The sequence below is a fragment of the Rhodococcus koreensis genome, from assembly GCF_900105905.1.
Lineage (GTDB): Bacteria > Actinomycetota > Actinomycetes > Mycobacteriales > Mycobacteriaceae > Rhodococcus_F > Rhodococcus_F koreensis.
Map to the genome: position 1 here is coordinate 7,879,650 of NZ_FNSV01000005.1, position 18,906 is coordinate 7,898,555.

The window sequence follows — 18,906 nt, forward strand, 5'->3', positions numbered from 1 at the left end:
CGTCAGAAGTCGAAGCCGCCACCGAAGTCGAAGCCTCCACCGCCGTCCCCGCCGCCGAAGTCGAATCCGCCGCCGCCGCCGTCGCCGCCGGCGTCCCCGCCCATGTCGCCACCGGAATCGCCGCCGGCATCCCCACCGGAGTCGCCGCCGTCGCCGCCGGCATCTGCGCCCGCGTCACCGCCGCCGTCCTGCGAGGCGTCGCCCGCGCCGCTCTCGAAGGCCTGCGCGTCGTACCCCACGCCGGCCATCCCGGAGAACATCGCCGAGAACAGGAACATCGAACCGAGGCCCCACGCGCCCGCGACGAGGGCGGGCTTCCACCACGGCTCCGAGTACCAGCCTGCGGGAACCGGGCGTCCCGCGACGCGACCGCCCGGGTAGTAGTTCGGTGTCTTCGACGACGGGTTCGGTGACGCCGCGACCTGCCTGCCCTCGAACTCGACCTCACGGTCCTCGGTGACCGCGCCCGCGGACTTCTGCCCGTCGATCGACGGGATCTCGGGGCCGGGGTCCATCCCCATGGCCGTCCGGGCGGCACGGATGTAGTAGAGGCCTTCGAGTGCCGTCTGCTTGGCGAGGCGTGCCTGGACGGGGGTGGCGGCCTGATCGATCTGGGAGCCCGCCGCCGTGTAGCGCTCGGACGCGTCGGCCAGTGCCTGCTGTGAGGCGGTGTCGGAGCCGGTGAGGCTGTACACCTGTCCGCCGAGTCGTTCGATGGCCTGGCGTGCGTCCGCCTTGGCGTCCTCGAGCTGGTTCGCGGTCTGCCCGGCGCGGTTGTTGCGGCTCCTCACCACCAGGAAGGCGACCGCCGCCACGATCACGAGAATGAGTAGCAGTTCCACGGTGGGCCTCCGGAGTTCTCGCGGACCGCCGGCTGCGGGGGCTGCAACATCCACGAGTAGGGGACAAATCGGACATCTCCCAGAGTACTGATCGATATCGGGGTTACGCGCTCGGCGAACGGGGGCGAGGGGTAAGGCCGGGGGTCGCTCGATCGACTGTGACGCATGTCATAGCGAATCAGATGTGCGCGACCGCCCATGTGCAAGAAAAAAAGGAGCGTTCCCTGGGGTGGGAACGCTCCTGTGCGGAGGGGATGACGGGAATCGAACCCGCGTAATCAGTTTGGAAGACTGAGGCTCTACCATTGAGCTACATCCCCGTGCATACGACAACCTGGGATCGCCATGCATGTCGTCTGCGATGAGTGACTGTACCCAACCTCGCTTTGGATTTCATAATCGGGGGGCCGTAGGATTCTTCCTCGGGTCCTCGCGAGGTTGGCGAGAGCCGGCTTCGACCGGGGTGTAGCGCAGCTTGGTAGCGCATCCGCTTTGGGAGCGGAGGGTCGCAGGTTCAAATCCTGTCACCCCGACCAGAACCACAGGGCAGGTAACTGCCGCACAGAAAAAGCACGACCACACGAAGGAGCCAGTCCGTGAAGAGCACCGTCGAGCAGCTCAGCCCGACGCGAGTCCGTATCAACGTTGAGGTGCCCTTCGAGGAGCTCAAGCCTGATTTCGACAAGGCCTACAAGGCCCTCGCGCAACAGATCCGTCTCCCCGGCTTCCGTCCGGGTAAGGCACCGGCCAAGTTGCTCGAAGCCCGTGTCGGTCGTGGCGCCGTCCTGGAGCAGGTCGTCAACGACGCACTCCCGTCCCGCTACTCCGAGGCCGTCACCAGCGCCTCGGTGAAGGCGATCGGTCAGCCCGAGATCGAGATCACGAAGATCGAAGACGGGGAACTCCTGGAGTTCACCGCAGAGGTCGATGTCCGTCCCGAGATCACGCTGCCCGACTACAGCGAGCTGAGCGTCACCGTCGATCCGATCGAGATCACCGACGAGGCCGTCGAGGAGCAGCTGCTGTCGCTGCGTCAGCGTTTCGGCACCCTCACCGGTGTCGAGCGTGCGGTCGAGGACGGAGACTTCATCTCCATCGACCTGTCGGCCACTGTCGACGGTGAGGCCGTTCCCGAGGCCACCGCGAGCGGTCTGTCGCACGAGGTCGGTTCGGGTCAGCTCATCGAGGGCCTCGACGAGGCCGTCGTCGGCGTCAAGGCCGGCGAGTCCAAGGAGTTCACCTCGACGCTCGTCGCCGGTGACCACGCGGGCAAGGAAGCTGTCGTCACCGTCACCGTCGGCACCGTCAAGGAGCGCGAGCTGCCTGCCGAGGACGACGAGTTCGCTCAGCTGGCAAGTGAGTTCGACACCCTCGACGAGCTGAAGGCCGACCTGCGTGAGCGCGTCGGACGCGTCCGCAAGGTCGAGCAGGCCGGTCAGATCCGCGACAAGGTCCTGGAGACCCTGCTCGAGACCGTCGAGGTCCCGCTTCCCGAGGCCGTCGTCAAGGCCGAGGTCGACGCTGCGCTGCACGACGCCGTGCACGGACTCGACCACGACGAGGAAGCGCTGAACAAGCTCCTCGAGGAGCAGGGCACGAGCCGCGAAGAGTTCGACAAGGACGCCAAGGACAGCGCCGAGCGCTCGGTGAAGACCCAGCTCCTGCTGGACGCCATCGCCGACGCCTCCGACGTCACCGTCGGTCAGGACGAGCTCACCGAGCGCATCCTGTTCCAGGCGCAGCGCTACGGCATGGCGCCGGAGCAGTTCATCCAGCAGATCCAGCAGGCCGGTCAGCTCGGCGCCGTGTTCGCCGACGTGCGTCGCGGCAAGGCTCTCGCCGGTGTCGTCGAGCAGGCCACCGTCACCGACACCTCGGGTGCCGCTGTCGACACCGCCGAACTGTTCGGCAACGGTGAGGCCGAAGCCGAAGAGACCGCGTCCACGGACGAGGTCGCGTCGGATTCCGCCGAGGGCGAAGACCAGAAGTAATGCTGGTCGCGGGGTGTTTCCCTCGCGTTCGGCTGTGAGATGTTTTCCGCTTTGAGCGAAGTAGGGCGGCACCGGGACTCCGGTGCCGCCCTCCTTCGTTAGTGTCTGTGTCAGCAATCAACGATTTACGGAGAAGGCAGGTACCGTGACTTCCAATCACCTGGAGACTTTGCAGAGTCCCGCCATGACTTCAGCCACCGCTGGGTTGAACCTCAGCGACTCGGTGTACGAGCGCCTGCTGCGCGAGCGCATCATCTTCCTCGGTACCCAGGTCGACGACGACATCGCGAACAAGCTGTGCGCCCAGATCCTGCTGCTGTCGGCAGAAGATCCCAGCCGGGACATCTCCCTCTACATCAACTCGCCCGGCGGATCGGTCAGCGCCGGCATGGCTATCTTCGACACGATGCAGTTCGCCGAGTGCGACGTCGCGACGTTCGGAATGGGTTTGGCCGCGTCGATGGGCCAGTTCCTGCTCTCCGCCGGGGCCAAGGGCAAGCGGTACGCCCTCCCGCACGCGCGGATCATGATGCACCAGCCGTCCGCCGGAATCGGTGGTACCGCGAGTGACATCGCGATCATGGCCGAGCAGTTCGCGCACACCAAGCGCGAAATGGCCGAGCTGATCGCCGAGCACACCGGTCAGACGGTCGAGCAGATCACCGCCGATTCGGATCGCGACCGCTGGTTCACCGCACAGCAGGCTCTCGAATACGGTTTCGTCGACCACGTCGTCTCCCGCGCGGCGCAGGCGGGCGGGACCGGGCAGTAGCAGCCCGGCTTCCTCACTGACCGCTCCCACACATCCTTTGGAGAACTGATGACCAACCTGTTCGATCCCCGCAGCCTGGGAGGCCAGGCGCCTACAGGCCCCCAGTCGCGCTACATCCTGCCGTCGTTCATCGAGCACTCGAGCTACGGCGTGAAGGAGTCCAACCCGTACAACAAGCTGTTCGAGGAGCGCATCATCTTCCTCGGCGTGCAGGTGGACGACGCGTCGGCCAACGACGTGATGGCTCAGCTGCTCGTTCTCGAGTCGCTGGACCCCGACCGCGACATCACCATGTACATCAACTCGCCGGGTGGTTCGTTCACGTCGCTGATGGCGATCTACGACACCATGCAGTACGTGCGCGCCGACATCACGACGGTGTGCCTCGGCCAGGCCGCATCCGCTGCCGCGGTGCTGCTGGCGGCCGGTAGCCCCGGCAAGCGTCTGGCCCTGCCGAACGCTCGTGTCCTCATCCACCAGCCCGCGACCGGCGGCATCCAGGGTCAGGTCTCCGACCTCGAGATCCAGGCTGCCGAGATCGAGCGGATGCGTCGCCTGATGGAGACCACTCTCGCGAAGCACACTGGCAAGGACGCCGCCGTGATCCGCAAGGACACCGATCGCGACAAGATCCTCACGGCCGCCGAGGCCAAGGATTACGGAATCATCGACGACGTGCTCGAGTACCGCAAACTCAGCGCCCAGAAGTGATTTCCTGCCGCCCCGGCTCGGGCGACACGCCGTGACGGCGCGGTTGCCGCGAGCCGGGTGCGGGATCGGCAAGGCTGGCTTTCCCGGAAGATCGGTGCGCGAATCACCGACAACCAGTCGACCTCGCTCGCGATCTGCGGGTACGGTCACATAACGGGCTTTCGTTTTCGGTCGGTGCGCGCACGGCGTGGGATCGGTTCGATGGTTGCACGTAGACGAAGGAAGTAGGGACCTGACGAGATGGCACGCATCGGTGACGGCGGGGATCTGCTCAAGTGCTCTTTCTGCGGTAAGAGCCAGAAGCAGGTCAAGAAGCTCATTGCTGGGCCTGGGGTGTACATCTGCGACGAGTGCATCGACCTGTGCAACGAGATCATCGAAGAGGAGCTGGCCGAGTCCAGCGAGGTGAAGCTCGACGAGCTGCCGAAGCCGGCCGAGATCCGGGATTTCCTCGAGAACTACGTGATCGGCCAGGATGCCGCCAAGCGGACTCTCGCCGTCGCGGTCTACAACCACTACAAGCGCATCCAGGCCGGCGACAAGGGTCGTGATGCGCGCGGCGAGACGGTCGAGCTGGCGAAGTCGAACATCCTCATGCTCGGTCCCACGGGCTGCGGCAAGACATATCTGGCTCAGACGCTGGCGAAGATGCTCAACGTCCCGTTCGCGATCGCCGATGCGACGGCGCTCACCGAGGCCGGCTACGTGGGTGAGGACGTCGAGAACATTCTCCTCAAGCTGATCCAGGCCGCCGACTACGACGTCAAGCGCGCCGAGACCGGCATCATCTACATCGACGAGGTCGACAAGATCGCCCGCAAGAGCGAGAACCCGTCGATCACACGGGACGTGTCCGGTGAGGGTGTGCAGCAGGCTCTGCTGAAGATTCTCGAGGGCACGCAGGCCAGCGTGCCGCCGCAGGGAGGTCGCAAGCACCCGCATCAGGAGTTCATCCAGATCGACACGACGAACGTCCTGTTCATCGTGGCGGGCGCGTTCGCCGGCCTCGAGCGGATCGTCTCCGATCGCGTCGGCAAGCGGGGCATCGGTTTCGGTGCCGAGGTGCGGTCCAAGGCGGAGATCGACACGCAGGACCACTTCGCGGAGGTCATGCCGGAAGACTTGATCAAGTTCGGGCTCATCCCCGAGTTCATCGGCCGTCTCCCTGTCGTGGCGTCGGTGACCAACCTCGACAAGGAATCGCTCGTCCAGATCCTGTCGGAGCCGAAGAACGCACTGGTCAAGCAGTACAACCGGTTGTTCGACATGGACGGCGTGGAGTTGGAGTTCACCACGGACGCGCTCGAGGCCATCGCCGATCAGGCGATCCTCCGCGGCACCGGTGCTCGTGGTCTGCGCGCGATCATGGAGGAGGTCCTGCTTCCGGTCATGTACGACATCCCGAGCCGGGACGACGTCGAAAAGGTCGTGGTCAGCGCGGAGACGGTCAATGACAACGTGCTCCCGACCATCGTCCCGCGCAAGCCGGAGCGGGGAGAACGCCGGGACAAGTCCGCCTAGGCGGGGCGCGCTGTATCCTGGGTGCGAACTAACTCACTAGTTCGTACAAATGGAGGTAATGCGCGCGATGACCGCTCCCGGACCGATCTTTGTTCTCAACGGCCCCAACCTGAACCTGCTGGGGCAACGGCAGCCCGAGGTGTACGGGCGGGAGACGCTCGACGACGTCGTGGAGTTGTGCCGCACCGCCGCCGCGAAGGCGGGACGTGAGATCGTCGCGCGGCAGTCCAACCACGAGGGCCACCTGATCGACTGGGTGCACGAGGCCCGCACCACGGCGTCGGGCGTCGTGATCAACCCGGGTGGTTTCACGCACACGTCGGTGGCGTTGCGCGACGCCCTGGTGACGCTCGAGGTGCCCCTCGTCGAGGTGCACATCAGCAACGTGCACGCCCGCGAGGAGTTCCGGCACCACTCGTACGTGTCCGGGGTCGCCACGGGAGTGATCGCCGGACTCGGCATCCTCGGCTATTCGCTGGCCGTCGACTTCATCTGCAACAAGGGCTGACGGCGCCATGGGACGACAGGTTCGTACGAGCGTTGCCACGGTGTCCCTGAGTGGATCGCTGGAGGAGAAGGTCACCGCGATCGCGGCAGCCGGGTTCGACGGATTCGAGGTGTTCGAACCCGATTTCGTGAGCTCGCCGTGGTCGCCGCGTGAATTGGCATCCCGCGCAGCGGATCTCGGGCTCACCCTCGATCTGTATCAGCCGTTCCGCGATCTGGATTCGGCCGACGACGCGACGTTCGCGCGCAACCTGATCCGGGCCGAGCGCAAGTTCGACATCATGGAGCAGCTCGGCTGCGACACCCTGCTGGTCTGCTCGTCGCCACTGCCCGAGGCGGTGCGCGACGACGCCCGCCTGACCGAGCAACTCCACACCCTCGCCGAGCACGCACACGGCCGGGGGCTCCGCATCGCCTACGAGGCGCTGGCCTGGGGCACGCACGTCAACAGGTACCGGCACGCGTGGAAGATCGTGCAGGACGCCGACCATCCCGCCCTCGGTACCTGCCTCGACAGCTTCCACATCCTCTCCCGCGGCGACGACCCGTCCGGCATCCGTGACATCCCGGGGGAGAAGATCTTCTTCCTGCAGCTCGCCGATGCGCCCCGGATGTCGATGGACATCCTGCAGTGGAGCCGGCACCACCGGAACTTCCCGGGGCAGGGCAACTTCGATCTCGCCACGTTCGGTGCCCACGTCCAGGCGGCCGGATACACCGGGCCGTGGTCGCTGGAGATCTTCAACGACACGTTCCGGCAGTCGTCGACGGGTCGCACGGCCGCCGACGCGCACCGCTCGCTGCTGTACCTCCAGGAGGAGGTCGCCCGGGTGCAGGCCGAGCACGGTGAGGACACCGGTCGGGGTCTGGCGCTGTTCGAGCCGCCGCCGCGCGCACCGCTCGAAGGCATCGTGTCGCTCCGGCTCGCCGCCGGTCCCGGTAAGGATTCCGACCTCCGGCAAGCGTTGCAGCACATCGGATTCCGTCTGGTGGGCCGGCATCGCAGCCACGACCTCCAGTTGTGGCGGCACGGCCGGATGACCATTGTGGTCGACGCCACCGCGGGCACGGTGTGGACGGCGCCGGGTCTGCCGGCGCACCTTCCGGTGCTCACCCAGATCGGCATCCGGTCGAGCGACCCCGACGCGTGGGGGGAGCGCGCCGCGGCGCTCGAAGTCCCGGTGCACGAGGTCCTGCTGCCCGGTGTGGACACCGCTCCCGAGTCCGATGTGGTGCGTCTCAAGATCACCGATGCGACGTCGCTGGATCTGCGCGGTCCGGGTAGCGCCGCGTCGTGGCAGTCGGCGTTCGACCTGTATCCGACGGAGTCGCGCTGGCAGGACGAGGTGCCGGTGTTTACCGGGGTCGATCACGTGGCGCTCGCCGTCCCGTCGGACAACTGGGACGGCATCATGCTGCTGCTCCGCTCGGTGTTCGCGATGGCGCCGCACGAGGGCCTCGACGTCACGGACGCGGTCGGGATGATGCGTAGTCAGGCGCTGACGATGGATCAGACGGGCGCCGACGGCGTCGACCGTCCGCTGCGCATCTCGCTCAACATGGTTCCGGGTGCGGTGTCGGGAAACTCCCACATCGCCGCGGCCCGGCGCGGTGGGATCAGCCACGTCGCGTTCGCGTGCACGGACATCTTCACCGCCGCGGCGACCATGCAGTCGAACGGCTTCGAGCCGCTCGTCATCTCGCCGAACTACTACGACGACCTCGAGGCCCGCTTCGGACTCTCCCGCGAACTCCTCGACCGCATGAGCGGTTCCGGCATCATGTACGACGCTGACGCCCACGGCGAGTTCTTCCACCTGTTCACCCAGACGGTGGGCGCCGACCTGTTCTTCGAGGTCGTGCAACGCGTCGGCGGTTACGAGGGGTACGGGGACGCGAACTCCGCGATGCGTCTGGCTGCCCAATTGCGGGCGGTCGGCTGAGCGGCCGACCCGACAGATAACGGCGCCCGTGGTCACGACCACGGGCGCCGTCGTCTTTCCGTTGAGCGCGGTGACAGTGACGTCCGACACGTCTGGAGCGTGACCACTGTCGTCGATGCGCGCTCCCGGGGTGCATGTGACTGATGGGGTCGAAAAATCCGACCGGAGTCGGCGACCGACAGCACAGGCGTCAATGCGACACGTGGGTTTTTGGCCAATACGTACTAACCTGTGTCGAAACCGTGACCTTTTCGTTATCAGTCACGAACTCGACGGAGGAATGTGGTCTTGGCTCTACACGCGAACACCGTCCCGCAGGCCCGGCATGCCCGGCGCACCCGTTCTGCGAAGTCCGCCCGCCGGCACGTGGTGGCGACCTCGCTGGCGGCTACTGCGCTGCTCGTGTCCGGCGCCATCGCCTCCGCCGCCACCGGGGAGGTGGCGCACGCATCCACCGAGGCGGGTGTGTCGCTCACTCCGCCGCCGCAGTTCCTGCAGGTCGAACGCCCGGAACTCACCGACCACACCGAGCAGATCCAGCGCGCCGCCCAGCGTGAGGTCGAGAGGCTGGTGGCCCAGAAGGCCGAGACCGAGCGCCTGGCCCGGGAGGCGGCCGAACAGGCCGCACGTCAGGCTGCGGCCGAGGAGGCGGCTCGCCGACCCGCGGTCCTGTTCCCGGCCGACGGCACGTTCACGTCCGGCTTCGGCCAGCGCTGGGGTACCAACCACAACGGCATCGACATCGCGAACTCCATCGGCACTCCGATCAAGGCCGTCACCAACGGCACCGTGATCGAGAGCGGTCCGGCGTCGGGCTTCGGGCTGTGGATCCGCCTGCAGCAGGACGACGGCACCATCGGCGTGTACGGCCATATCGACACCTCGTTGGTCTCGGTCGGGCAGCCGGTCCGGGCCGGCGACCAGATCGCCACCATGGGCAACCGGGGGCAGTCGACCGGACCGCATCTGCACTACGAGGTGTGGACGGCGAACGGAACCAAGATCGATCCGGCGGGCTGGCTCAATTCGCGCGGCGTCCCCGTGCCCGGAGGGCAGGGCAGCTAGGGGCACCTCACTGCCTGCTGAGGTGAAAATGATGGGTTTCTGGTGTTGTCTGCTGGTTGCATCACCGCAAGACTGTCTCCATGACCCTCATTTCTCCTCCGCCGACCGGCCGGCGTGAGTGGATCCACGACTCGGACTGCGACCTCGACGCGTTCCGCGCCTCCGTGGACCGCTCGACGAATCTGACCGACTATCCGTTCGCCCACTCGATGGAGCAGAACGTTCCGGTGTACCGCAGCGAATCGCTGATTCCGCACCTCGACGAGGCGCAGTCCCGCCGTGCCGTGCAGACCGAACTCGTGCGCGCGCTCACCGACGGTCCCGGAATCGTGGTATTCCAGAACGCCTTCGGCGACCCCGCCGTGGTGGATCGTGCCACCGAACAGTTCGACCTCCTCATTGCGCAGCAGCATGCGTCGGGTGGTGTGGTGGGTGACCACTTCGGCAAGGCGGGCGCCAACGACCGCATTTGGAACGCCGCGCAGAAGCTGGCTCTCGGCGCACCGGACGTGTTCGCCGACTATTACGCCAACGACATCCTCGCGCTGATCTGCCAGAGTTGGCTGGGGCCGCTGTACCAGGTGACGTCGCAGGTCAACGTGGTCAATCCCGGTGGGGCCGCGCAGGTTCCGCATCGGGACTACCACCTCGGCATCGTGCCTTCGCACGAGCTGCCCGAGTATCCGGCGCATCTGCACCGGATGTCGGCGGCGCTGACGCTGCAGGGCGCGGTGGCGCACTGCGACATGCCCGTCGAGAGCGGACCCACCCTGTATCTGCCGTACTCGCAGCTGTTCGAGGCGGGCTATGTGGCATTCTCGCGGCCGGAGTTCGTCGAGTTCTTCCGCGACCGTCACGTCCAGTTGCCGCTCCGCAAGGGCGACGCGGTGTTCTTCAACCCGGCGCTCTACCACGGTGCGGGCCACAACCGTTCGGAGTCGATCCGGCGGATGGCCAATCTGCTGCAGATCTCGTCGCCGTTCGGCCGGGCGATGGAAGTGCTGGACCGTGAGGCCATGGCGAACGCCGTGTATCCGACGTTGCTGGCCCGGCAGAGTGTGGGGGCGAGCGAGCGGACTCTCCGCAATGCCGTCGTCGCGACCGCCGAGTGCTACCCGTTCCCGACCAACCTCGACCACGATCAGCCGGTGCACAGTCTCGCGCCGGCCACCCAGGTGGACACGGTGTGGGAAGCGTTGCGGGACAGCGTCGGTCCGGCGGTGCTCGCGGAGCGTCTGGCCGCGCAGACCGCGCGGCGGCAACCGTGAACGGGCTCCGAGGCGTGATCGACGGACACGCGGATTCACTACGACAGCACCGTCCGGTGCGATTGGACGAGACACGACGATGACGATTCGACTTGCAGGCGCGCCCATTTCGTGGGGAGTGTGTGAGGTGGAGGGCTGGGGTCACCAGCTCGATCCCGACCGGGTGCTCACCGAGATGCGCGACGCGGGCCTCGCGGCCACCGAACTCGGTCCGGACGGATTCCTCCCTTCGGATCCATGCGAGCTGACGGACACCCTCGCCCGGTACGACCTGACGGCGGTCGGAGGATTCGTGCCGGTGCTCCTGCACGACCCGGATCACGACACGGTCGCTGCGATCGGCGGGGCGCTCGATTCGCTCGTCGCGTCGCGGTCGGAGGTCATCGTCCTGGCGGCGGTGACGGGGGCGGTCGGCTACGATTCGCGCCCCGAACTCGACGACTCTGGATGGAAGACGTTGCTGCGCAATCTCGACCGTCTGTCGTCCGCTGCTGCCGACCGGGGCCTGCGGGCGGTGATCCACCCGCACGTGGGGACGATGATCGAGAACCGCGCCGAGGTGGACCGCATCCTGGACGGCTCGTCGATCCCGCTGTGCCTGGACACCGGACATCTCCTGATCGGCGGCACCGACCCGCTCGACCTGGTCTCCACGGCCCCCGAGCGGATCGCCCACGCACACCTGAAGGATGTCGATGCGACACTCCTCGGCCGGGTCCGGGCGGGTGAACTCACCTACACCGAGGCCGTCGTCCAGGGCATGTACACGCCGCTCGGTACCGGCGACGTGGACATCGCCGGTGTGGTCGAGCGGCTGCAGAATCAGGCCTACGACGGCTGGTACGTCCTCGAACAGGACACCATTCTCGCGGCGGAACCCGAGGGCGAAGGTCCCGTGCGCGACGTCGTCCGAAGCGTCGAATACCTGAAAAGCATCGCGAAGTAGGGCCTTGTGCCGACGGGCGCGGCTACGACCGGGCAGGCCCGGTCGTGCCGCGCACCATCAGGTGGGGGTCGATCACGAAATCCTGCGGGTCGAGGTCCTCGTCCTCGAGTCGGCCGACGGCGAACTGCACGGCGTGCCGCGCCAGGCCCTCCGTGTCCTGCCGCACGGTGGTGAGGTCGATCCGCGACAACTGCGACAGGTGGCTGTCGTCGTACCCGACGATCGAGATGTCGCCCGGCACGTCGACGTGGGCACGGGTGAACACGTCCATGAGGCCGATGGCGCAGCGGTCGTTGCCGGCGAGCACGGCGGTGGGCAGGCGGTCCTCGGCCAGCAGGGTGTTCGCGGCGGCGACGCCTGCCTCCTCGGTGTGCTGACCGGGAATGACGCGAATGTGGTCGGAGAGGTCGTGCCTGCGCATCGCCGCGAGATATGCGCGACGCCGCTCGGGTGAGCCCGGGTCCGCGCCGCCGTCGACGTGCGCGATCTCGCGATGTCCGAGTTCGACCAGGTGGTCCACGGACTGCCGGATGCCTTTGGCGTCGGCGGTCCGCACGGTGTCGACAGCGGTGTGGGGGAGTGCGCGGCCGACCACGGTGACCACGGCCCGGTCCGCGAGCGTGCGCAGATAGTCCGCCTCGGAGAGGGGGCCGAGCAGGATCAGGCCCTCACACCGGTGGCTGAGGAGCGCTTCGATCGCCTTGTGCTCGTCGCGGGTGGGTGCGCTCGCGGACAGCAGGACCTCGTATCCGGCGGCTTCGGCCTCCGCGTAAATCGTTCCGATCAGGTCGGCCTGGAAGGTCTGGTGGACGTCCATGAGCACCCCGAGGGTGCGGCTGCGGCCGCGGGCGAGCATGCGGGCGGCCCGGTCGAGGCGGTAGCCGAGTTCGTCCGCGGCCTGCAGGACGCGGTCCCGGGTCTCGTCGGACGCGCCCGGTTTGTTGCTGAAGATCAGTGACACGAGGGTGCGTGACACCCCGGCCCGCGTCGCGACATCGGCCATCGTGGGGCGTCGGTGCAGGCCCGCCGGTGCCCGCTCCGCATCCGCGTGCGCGGTGGCTCGGTCGTCGAGCATGTCGATCTCCCTCGGTTGCGTCGTCAGGGACGTTCTCACGGATCGCGACCCCAGCCCTTGACACCTTCTGTGATTCACCTCATAGTAGACAACTGAAGCGCGTTAGTGAAGCGCTTCAGTCCAGGAAAGTACGCCTCTCGGCTGCATCGAGCCGAGCGCGTCCCGGGCGATATCGACACACGTGAACCGATCTTCCGTGTCGTGATGCGTGAGCATTCCCAGAAAGGCCACACCTGATGTTGACCACCAAGGCTGACAGTGCACGCGGAAGAGGCGGCGCTGCGAATAACGAGCGCAGTCACAAACGCTTCCTGACCAAGCTCACCGTCATCTCCACGCTCGGAGGCCTGCTGTTCGGCTACGACACCGGCGTGATCTCCGGTGCGCTGCTCTATATGAAGGACGAGTTGAACCTCAGTGCGGTCGGCGAAGCCACCGTCGTGAGTTCACTGCTCTTCCCCGGTGCGGCCGTCGGCGCGCTGCTGGGCGGCCGGTTGTCCGATGCCCTCGGACGTAAGCGCACGCTGCTCGTCTGCGCGGGCCTGTTCCTCGTCGGTGCCCTCGGGTGTGCGATGGCTCCCAACGTGGAGATCATGGTGCTGGCCAGGATCGTCCTCGGTCTCGGTGTGGGCGCCGCCGCCGTCACCTGCCCGCTGTACCTGGCCGAGATGGCCCCCGTGGAGCGGCGCGGCCGGATGGTCACCATCAACGAACTGATGATCGTCACCGGTCAGATGCTCGCCTTCTCGATCAACGCCCTGCTCGATCACCTCATCGAGGATCCGACGGTGTGGCGGTACATGCTGGCCATCGCGTCGGTGCCCGCGGTTCTCCTGCTGCTCGGCATGCTCGTGCTCCCGGATTCACCGCGCTGGTACGCGTCGAAGGGCCGCCTCGCCGAAACCCGCAGGACCCTCGAAATGAGCCGCAGCGAGTCCGAGGCCGCCGACGAGTACGCCAGCATCAGCTTCCACGCCGCCCGCGACCGGAAGTCGAAGACCAGCGGCGCCGTCCACTACCTGCGTGACTACCCCTGGATGCGCCGGATCCTCTGGATCGGCTGTGGTCTGGCCATCGTGCAGCAGGCGACGGGCATCAACACGGTCAACTATTACGCGCCGACGATCCTCGAGCAGAGCGGGCTGGGTGTCAGCGCGTCCCTGGTGGCCACCATCGCGGTCGGTGTCACATCGGTAGTCATGACGATCCTCGGAATCGTTCTGCTGGGCTTCGTAAATCGCCGCAAGATGCTGCTCACCGGTTTCATCGGTGTGGCCTCCTCGCAGGCCGCGCTGTCGCTGGTGTTCCTGCTGCCCTCGTCCACCGGCCGCAGCTACATCATCCTTGCCGCGATGATGGTGTTCGTCGCCTTCGTCCAGTGCTTCGTCGGCACCTGCGTGTGGTTGCTGCTGTCGGAGATCTTCCCGATGGCCATCCGCGGGTTCGCGATGGGTATCGCGGTATTCGTGCTCTGGACGACCAACGCGTTCATCTCGTTCGTCTTCCCGATCCTCAACTCGGTTCTCGGATCCACCGGAACGTTCGGCCTGTTCGTGCTCGTGAACCTGATGTCGGTGTACTTCGTCTACCGCTTCGTCCCGGAAACCAAGGGCCGCAGCCTCGAAGAGTTGGAGGACCGGCTCGGCGCAGGTAACCCCGCCACATCGGCAGCAGGAAACGCCGCCGCCGTCGCGACTCACTGATCGACGGTTCTCACGCACCGGTACCACCGCCTGCGGGTGGTGGTACCGGTGCGTTGCGGTGTGTGCGGCGCCGCCCGTGGAGTTGGTTCAGGTACTCGGCGTCCCGCTGGTCGTGGGAGAGTTCGGTGAGCAACCGGAGGGCACGGGAGTGCTGCATCTCTCGGATGTGGTTGTGGGTCAGTTCGATTGCCGCCCCTTCCGGTTCGGTTCGAATGATTTCGCCGCGTGGCGTGGTCCATTCGAGTTTCCCCGCTCCGGTCTGCCGAACGGTCCAGGAGCCGTCGGTTTTCAGCCGGTGGTGACGCCGGCAGAGGCAGGCGAGGTTCGACTCGACCGTCAGACCGCCGTTCTCGGGGCGGTTGCGGTCGAACGGGGTCGTGTGGTCGATGTCGCAGAGCCGTGCTGACACCTGGCAGTTGGGGAAGCGGCAGTTGCCGTCGCGGGCCCTGATCCGGCGGCCAAGAGCCGTCCCCGGTGCGTAGGTGAGTTCGGGTCTGGTTGCTGCGTTCCGGATGTAGGTCACGGGTATGCCATGAGTCTTCTGAACGGGGCCGGCCCCGAGGACGTGCCCACCTGGGTTGCCTTCGGTGGCCAGCGTGTGGATACGCTGGAAGACACTGTCGGCGGCCAATGTACGCGCGGAGTCCGCACAGATCGGCCCGTATCCCTCGAGGTGGGCGGGAAGGTCGTCGAGTCCGAGGAACGTCGAGGCGTTGACCACGATCTGGACGAGCGGTGCCCGCCGCGTGCCCGCAGTGGCGACGCGGGCTGGGCACTGTTCCCGACCGCACAGGCAGAATAGGCGTCCGGTGCCGTCTGGGGGTACCTCCCTGCACGAAGTGCTTGGGGGACCAGCGCGGTGAGTGCGTCGGCTCGGCGTTGAGGGAGGGTGCGTGGGTCGTGGGCGCAGACGTCGGGGATCGACATTTCCCGCAGCCGCGTTGCGAGGGTGTGGGCGTCGGCGGCGGGGAGGTGGCCATCGAGGTAGGCCATGCCGTTCTCCGCGGGCCGGATCCACACGTCGCGATCGGCGATGGCGAGTTTGTTGCGGTGGGCGACGCTGTCGGGGTCGTGGCGGGCGATGAGCCGTCGAGCTCGGGCGCGCAGTTTCGACGGCGGTAGGGAGCGTCCGTCGAGGATCGCGGCTTCGAGTTGCTCCAACTTGCTGTCGCTGACGCCGGTGAGCATCGCGGCGACGACCCGTGCCTGATCGAGGTCGATTCGCCCGGCCGCGAATGCATCTCGGGTGCCGTGCAGGCGGTAGCGCAGTTCGAGTCCGAGGTCGATCCAGGCGGTCACCACCGGTTCGTTGATGCCGAGTGCGACCGACACCTCCACGGCCGCGTGGGAACCGGAGTGAGCAGGGTTGATGCCACGGCGTTCGTCCTCGTCGCAGCAGAGATCGTAGAATTCGGTCACCGCGACAACCTGCCGGTATTGAGCCTGCGCCAGCACCGATTCGCCTCTTCGGAGCCCCTCGACAGCCACGATCCCCGGCGGCGTCGCGTCGAGTGCGGCCGCGCTGGAACTGTTGTCCCCCATGGTCTTCAACCCACGGTATCGAACGTATCTTCGATCCTACCGGGGGTCGCCGACAAGTATCAGAGAATTTTTCGGGCGTGTAGGGGCTCGCTGCCGGTGGCATTCTGAGACACTGCGACCTGCGGACTTGTCGCCTGTCTCACGGCATGACTACCGCAATCTGTCTCAATTCGCTGGCATTTATTGAGCGATCGGGAAGCGGGCCGTGCCGATGCCCTGTCGCGACGGGCGATCAGCACGCCCTGAAACCCACGCGGGCGGTAGGTAGCTTGGACGGATCATTCGAATCTTGTGGGGCTGGCTGTCTTCTGGCCTGTCAGATCTGTAGAGAAAGGCTTTTTGCGGGATGCTGACCCACTCGATGGCCCAGAAGTTGCCGAGCCGGTGAACCGTCGGTGAGCTGCCGTCCTCGAGAGTGAGATCGATCTGGACCTCGGGCTCGGCGTTACCGTGGAGGACCCACCATGAGGCGCCGGGGACGTCCCCCGGCGTGTGCTCTTCGATCAGACTCTCCGCGTTGTCAAGGAGTGGTGGCCTCCACATGGAACCAACCGTCGTCGGCCAGTAGGCAACTTCGCGAAGCCGTTCAGGGGTCGCAACACATGACGTCCGTCATCACGCGCCAGTATGACTACGCGCGAGATTTCCAGGACGAGACTACGAATATTCATCGACGACTCCCGTTTCGAACGATACGGACCGAGCCCAGAAGCAGGTGCAACTTTGCGCCGAATAGCGATCGGCAACGGTCACCGATCTGAATAGACCGGTTGCGCGTGCCGGGCAAAGCCTCAGCCGCAGACCTGTGGTGCGGAGAGAAACAATCCGCCACAGATGAAGGCGCGGGATAGCTTCCACTCGTTGTTGACACGCACGAAGGGAATTGGTCCCACTGGGTACGGTTCCATGCCTTCGATGTGGCCCTGCCCAGTCGCGTTGACCATCTCTGGGCCGACGGGTTCTACGGCGGTGAACTGGAGGTATTGGGGTGAGGGTTGCGCACCCCAAGCCCGCGCGATCGGCAGGGTCTGGTCGGTGGGACCATCCAGGAGCCGCGCCCGGTCCTCCTCGCGTATCGAGTCGTTGGTGGTGGCGTTGTACAGGGCGGTCAGTTGCTCGGCGGTGGGCACGGGATCGGTGATCGGCGCCGGCGGCGGTGCGAACTGTGTGGATTGGACGACGGCGGTCGGATCGCGCGATTCGGTGCCCTCGGGCGAGCAGGCGCCGGCGACGGTTGCGATCGCGACAAGAGCGCTGGCACCTATCGCGGCTTTCCTCACCCTCATGATCCAGGTATCGCCCCAAGTCGACGCAACGTGACAAGCCCGTGCCACACCAACCCCTGGTTGCATCTCCATCATCGATCGGATGCCGGTATCGATCCCTATCCGACCAGCGGGCGGTACTCGCAGAGCTGGAGCACCGTGTTGCGCACGACACGCCGCTTCCGTCTCCGAGGTAACAGCGTCGAGACGGGGCCTGGTGTGCAGTCACTTAATCGCACCGGCGGGCAGCTCGGACGCGCGAAGATAGCGTTATGCCGATCCAGGACTTGTGGAATCAGGACAGTTTGGTGTGGCACTTCGGCTTGCTCGACGGTGGTCCGGCGATCGGGTCTGATCACGACGTTGAGGCGCCGCAGGTATGGGTGCGTGCTCTCGAAGCTGTCGCCCGCGATCTGCGGTGCCTGCGGTACGGGCGCGACGTGCGGTTGGACGGATCGGGGTGGGAGCTTGCCGTTAACGGCGACTACGCCGTCACCATTGGCTGGCAGGGCGTACGCGGCATCAGTGGGTTCGCCCGCTGCGACGGCTTGTCGATGGATGCTCCGTTCGATGAGGCCGCGGTCTGGGTGGCCGATACCGTTCAGTCAGATCTTGCTGGCTACGACTTCGTGCAGTGGCCCTCACAGGGACAACACATGCTGCTGCCGCGGAAGCGCGACGATGGTCCGGTTTGGATCGATACCCATACCGACGACACCGTTGCCGCCATTGGCGAGCTCTGTCAGCACATCGGCCGGTGGGGCAAGACTCAGGTCCGTGAGTCGCTGAGGGATCGACTAACGCTCATCGAATGACGACCTGCGCGATGCAGGAGACCACCGGACGACCGGGGCACCACCGGATGGCAGAAAGCGCCCCGGTGTTCAATCGCGATCGACGCGCTCGGCCTGCCCCATGCGGTGGGCCGCACAGTCCCATGGCCAACGTCGCGACACTGCTCGCGCTCATCGCCGTCGTTGTCCCGATCTGACACAGGGCCGGTTGCCAGCTCAGTCCGATCTGGAGCGGCGTGGGTTCGGAGAAACTGGCGAATTCGAGATCCTCAAATCCACCAAACATGCCGTGCTCCCGGTACCGCCAGCGAAGCTCCCGTTTGGGTGAACTTCTCGTTCAGTACCGGGAGTAGTGCTGTCCAGTCGCCTGTTCGCCAGCGCAGATGCACTTTCGGTCGAGGTTTCGGTCCGAGGTCACGGCGCAAAACCGAATACCGAGCGCATCGTGGGAATCCGGGCTGTGCGGACATGCCGTGCAGGACAACGTCGATTCCATTGCCCGGGCAGGGCTAGGTGACTCGGAAGCCGCTAGAGAGTTCGACACATCGGTCGGGTTCGACGCCATGGCGGCGCTCCAGTTCTCGGCCCTTGACTTCGGGCCGGTTTGGGCGCCGAGGACGACATGGCGCGACCGCGCATATTCGAATGACCCTCGACATCCACGAGGCTACACTCCCCGCCGCCCCTTAGGCTCCGCGGGGAACGACCCTCACGCAGCAGAAGTGTCAGCGCACGGACCGTATTGCGGGAACGCGTCGGCGGTTCAGAACGTCCCGACGACCCTTTTCGACCCTGGGCGATCCTGTCGCAATTGCAACCGAACGAGTCCTCGATGTTTCGTTGCGGAATCTTCGCCGTAAGCGGAACCCGCATCGGCACGTCCCGCAAGCCGGCCGTTGACCGGAACTCGCTGACCAGCGCCGTTCCGTAGCCCCGTCCGATGATGTTGTCCTTTCGGGGC

At 66.2% G+C, this 18,906-nt stretch carries 17 protein-coding genes and 2 tRNA genes; 12 read left to right on the forward strand and 7 right to left on the reverse strand.

Features of this window, described 5'->3' with window-relative positions:
- Positions 1 to 2: 2 nt before the first annotated feature.
- Entirely contained in the window at positions 3 to 842 is an 840-nt protein-coding gene (locus tag BLV94_RS40390) for a hypothetical protein (protein WP_072947077.1), read from the reverse strand.
- Between the two features lie 249 nt (positions 843 to 1,091).
- Positions 1,092 to 1,162, reverse strand: a tRNA-Gly gene (locus BLV94_RS40395).
- 139 nt (positions 1,163 to 1,301) lie between these two features.
- On the opposite strand from BLV94_RS40395, the gene BLV94_RS40400 reads away from it, so the two are divergent.
- The 10 genes from BLV94_RS40400 (at position 1,302) to BLV94_RS40450 (ending at position 11,566) form a co-directional block, all read left to right on the forward strand.
- Positions 1,302 to 1,378 (forward strand) — tRNA-Pro (locus BLV94_RS40400).
- Between the two features lie 60 nt (positions 1,379 to 1,438).
- The gene (gene tig / locus BLV94_RS40405) at positions 1,439 to 2,833 is read left to right on the forward strand and encodes a trigger factor (RefSeq protein WP_072947078.1); all 1,395 of its coding nucleotides are present in this window, start codon (positions 1,439 to 1,441) and stop codon (positions 2,831 to 2,833) included.
- 184 nt (positions 2,834 to 3,017) lie between these two features.
- Positions 3,018 to 3,605, forward strand: a complete 588-nt coding sequence (locus tag BLV94_RS40410) for an ATP-dependent Clp protease proteolytic subunit (protein WP_011594411.1) — start codon at positions 3,018 to 3,020, stop codon at positions 3,603 to 3,605.
- A 48-nt stretch (positions 3,606 to 3,653) separates the two neighbouring features.
- Positions 3,654 to 4,316: an ATP-dependent Clp protease proteolytic subunit gene (locus BLV94_RS40415; RefSeq protein WP_072947079.1), complete on the forward strand. Its 663-nt coding sequence runs from the start codon at positions 3,654 to 3,656 to the stop codon at positions 4,314 to 4,316.
- 240 nt (positions 4,317 to 4,556) lie between these two features.
- On the forward strand, positions 4,557 to 5,837 hold the full coding sequence (gene clpX / locus BLV94_RS40425; RefSeq protein WP_005248181.1) for an ATP-dependent Clp protease ATP-binding subunit ClpX: 1,281 nt from the start codon (positions 4,557 to 4,559) through the stop codon (positions 5,835 to 5,837).
- Positions 5,838 to 5,904: 67 nt separating this feature from the next.
- The gene (aroQ, locus tag BLV94_RS40430; RefSeq protein WP_072947109.1) at positions 5,905 to 6,345 is read left to right on the forward strand and encodes a type II 3-dehydroquinate dehydratase; all 441 of its coding nucleotides are present in this window, start codon (positions 5,905 to 5,907) and stop codon (positions 6,343 to 6,345) included.
- A 7-nt stretch (positions 6,346 to 6,352) separates the two neighbouring features.
- Positions 6,353 to 8,287, forward strand: coding sequence for a bifunctional sugar phosphate isomerase/epimerase/4-hydroxyphenylpyruvate dioxygenase family protein (locus BLV94_RS40435; protein WP_072947080.1), 1,935 nt, complete (start codon positions 6,353 to 6,355; stop codon positions 8,285 to 8,287).
- 288 nt (positions 8,288 to 8,575) lie between these two features.
- On the forward strand, positions 8,576 to 9,352 hold the full coding sequence (locus tag BLV94_RS40440) for a M23 family metallopeptidase (RefSeq protein WP_083395963.1): 777 nt from the start codon (positions 8,576 to 8,578) through the stop codon (positions 9,350 to 9,352).
- An 80-nt stretch (positions 9,353 to 9,432) separates the two neighbouring features.
- Entirely contained in the window at positions 9,433 to 10,620 is a 1,188-nt protein-coding gene (locus BLV94_RS40445; protein ID WP_083395823.1) for a phytanoyl-CoA dioxygenase family protein, read from the forward strand.
- Positions 10,621 to 10,699: 79 nt separating this feature from the next.
- Positions 10,700 to 11,566 carry a sugar phosphate isomerase/epimerase family protein gene (locus BLV94_RS40450; RefSeq protein WP_072947081.1) on the forward strand — a complete coding sequence of 289 codons (867 nt, stop codon included), beginning with the start codon at positions 10,700 to 10,702 and terminating at the stop codon, positions 11,564 to 11,566.
- A gap of 22 nt (positions 11,567 to 11,588) precedes the next feature.
- On the opposite strand, the gene BLV94_RS40455 is transcribed toward BLV94_RS40450, so the two are convergent.
- Complete coding sequence (locus BLV94_RS40455; protein WP_083395824.1) at positions 11,589 to 12,641, reverse strand: LacI family DNA-binding transcriptional regulator; 1,053 nt, start codon at positions 12,639 to 12,641, stop codon at positions 11,589 to 11,591.
- Between the two features lie 236 nt (positions 12,642 to 12,877).
- On the opposite strand from BLV94_RS40455, the gene BLV94_RS40460 reads away from it, so the two are divergent.
- On the forward strand, positions 12,878 to 14,344 hold the full coding sequence (locus BLV94_RS40460; protein ID WP_072947082.1) for a sugar porter family MFS transporter: 1,467 nt from the start codon (positions 12,878 to 12,880) through the stop codon (positions 14,342 to 14,344).
- Positions 14,345 to 14,354: 10 nt separating this feature from the next.
- On the opposite strand, the gene BLV94_RS40465 is transcribed toward BLV94_RS40460, so the two are convergent.
- The 3 genes from BLV94_RS40465 to BLV94_RS40480 all read right to left on the reverse strand — a co-directional run bounded on the left by BLV94_RS40465 (position 14,355) and on the right by BLV94_RS40480 (position 17,247).
- Positions 14,355 to 14,867 (reverse strand): HNH endonuclease signature motif containing protein, encoded by a 513-nt coding sequence (locus BLV94_RS40465; RefSeq protein ID WP_072947083.1) that lies wholly within the window; start codon positions 14,865 to 14,867, stop codon positions 14,355 to 14,357.
- The gene (locus BLV94_RS40470; RefSeq protein ID WP_072947084.1) at positions 14,864 to 15,886 is read right to left on the reverse strand and encodes a DUF222 domain-containing protein; all 1,023 of its coding nucleotides are present in this window, start codon (positions 15,884 to 15,886) and stop codon (positions 14,864 to 14,866) included. Before BLV94_RS40470 ends, BLV94_RS40465 begins: the two co-directional genes overlap by 4 nt.
- Positions 15,887 to 16,677: 791 nt before the next feature.
- Positions 16,678 to 17,247 carry an MTB12 C-terminal domain-containing protein gene (locus BLV94_RS40480; protein ID WP_244163767.1) on the reverse strand — a complete coding sequence of 190 codons (570 nt, stop codon included), beginning with the start codon at positions 17,245 to 17,247 and terminating at the stop codon, positions 16,678 to 16,680.
- A 176-nt stretch (positions 17,248 to 17,423) separates the two neighbouring features.
- On the opposite strand from BLV94_RS40480, the gene BLV94_RS40485 reads away from it, so the two are divergent.
- Complete coding sequence (locus tag BLV94_RS40485) at positions 17,424 to 17,966, forward strand: hypothetical protein (protein ID WP_072947087.1); 543 nt, start codon at positions 17,424 to 17,426, stop codon at positions 17,964 to 17,966.
- A 316-nt stretch (positions 17,967 to 18,282) separates the two neighbouring features.
- On the opposite strand, the gene BLV94_RS51165 is transcribed toward BLV94_RS40485, so the two are convergent.
- The gene (locus tag BLV94_RS51165) at positions 18,283 to 18,510 is read right to left on the reverse strand and encodes an RGCVC family protein (protein ID WP_306454271.1); all 228 of its coding nucleotides are present in this window, start codon (positions 18,508 to 18,510) and stop codon (positions 18,283 to 18,285) included.
- Positions 18,511 to 18,906 lie beyond the last annotated feature (396 nt).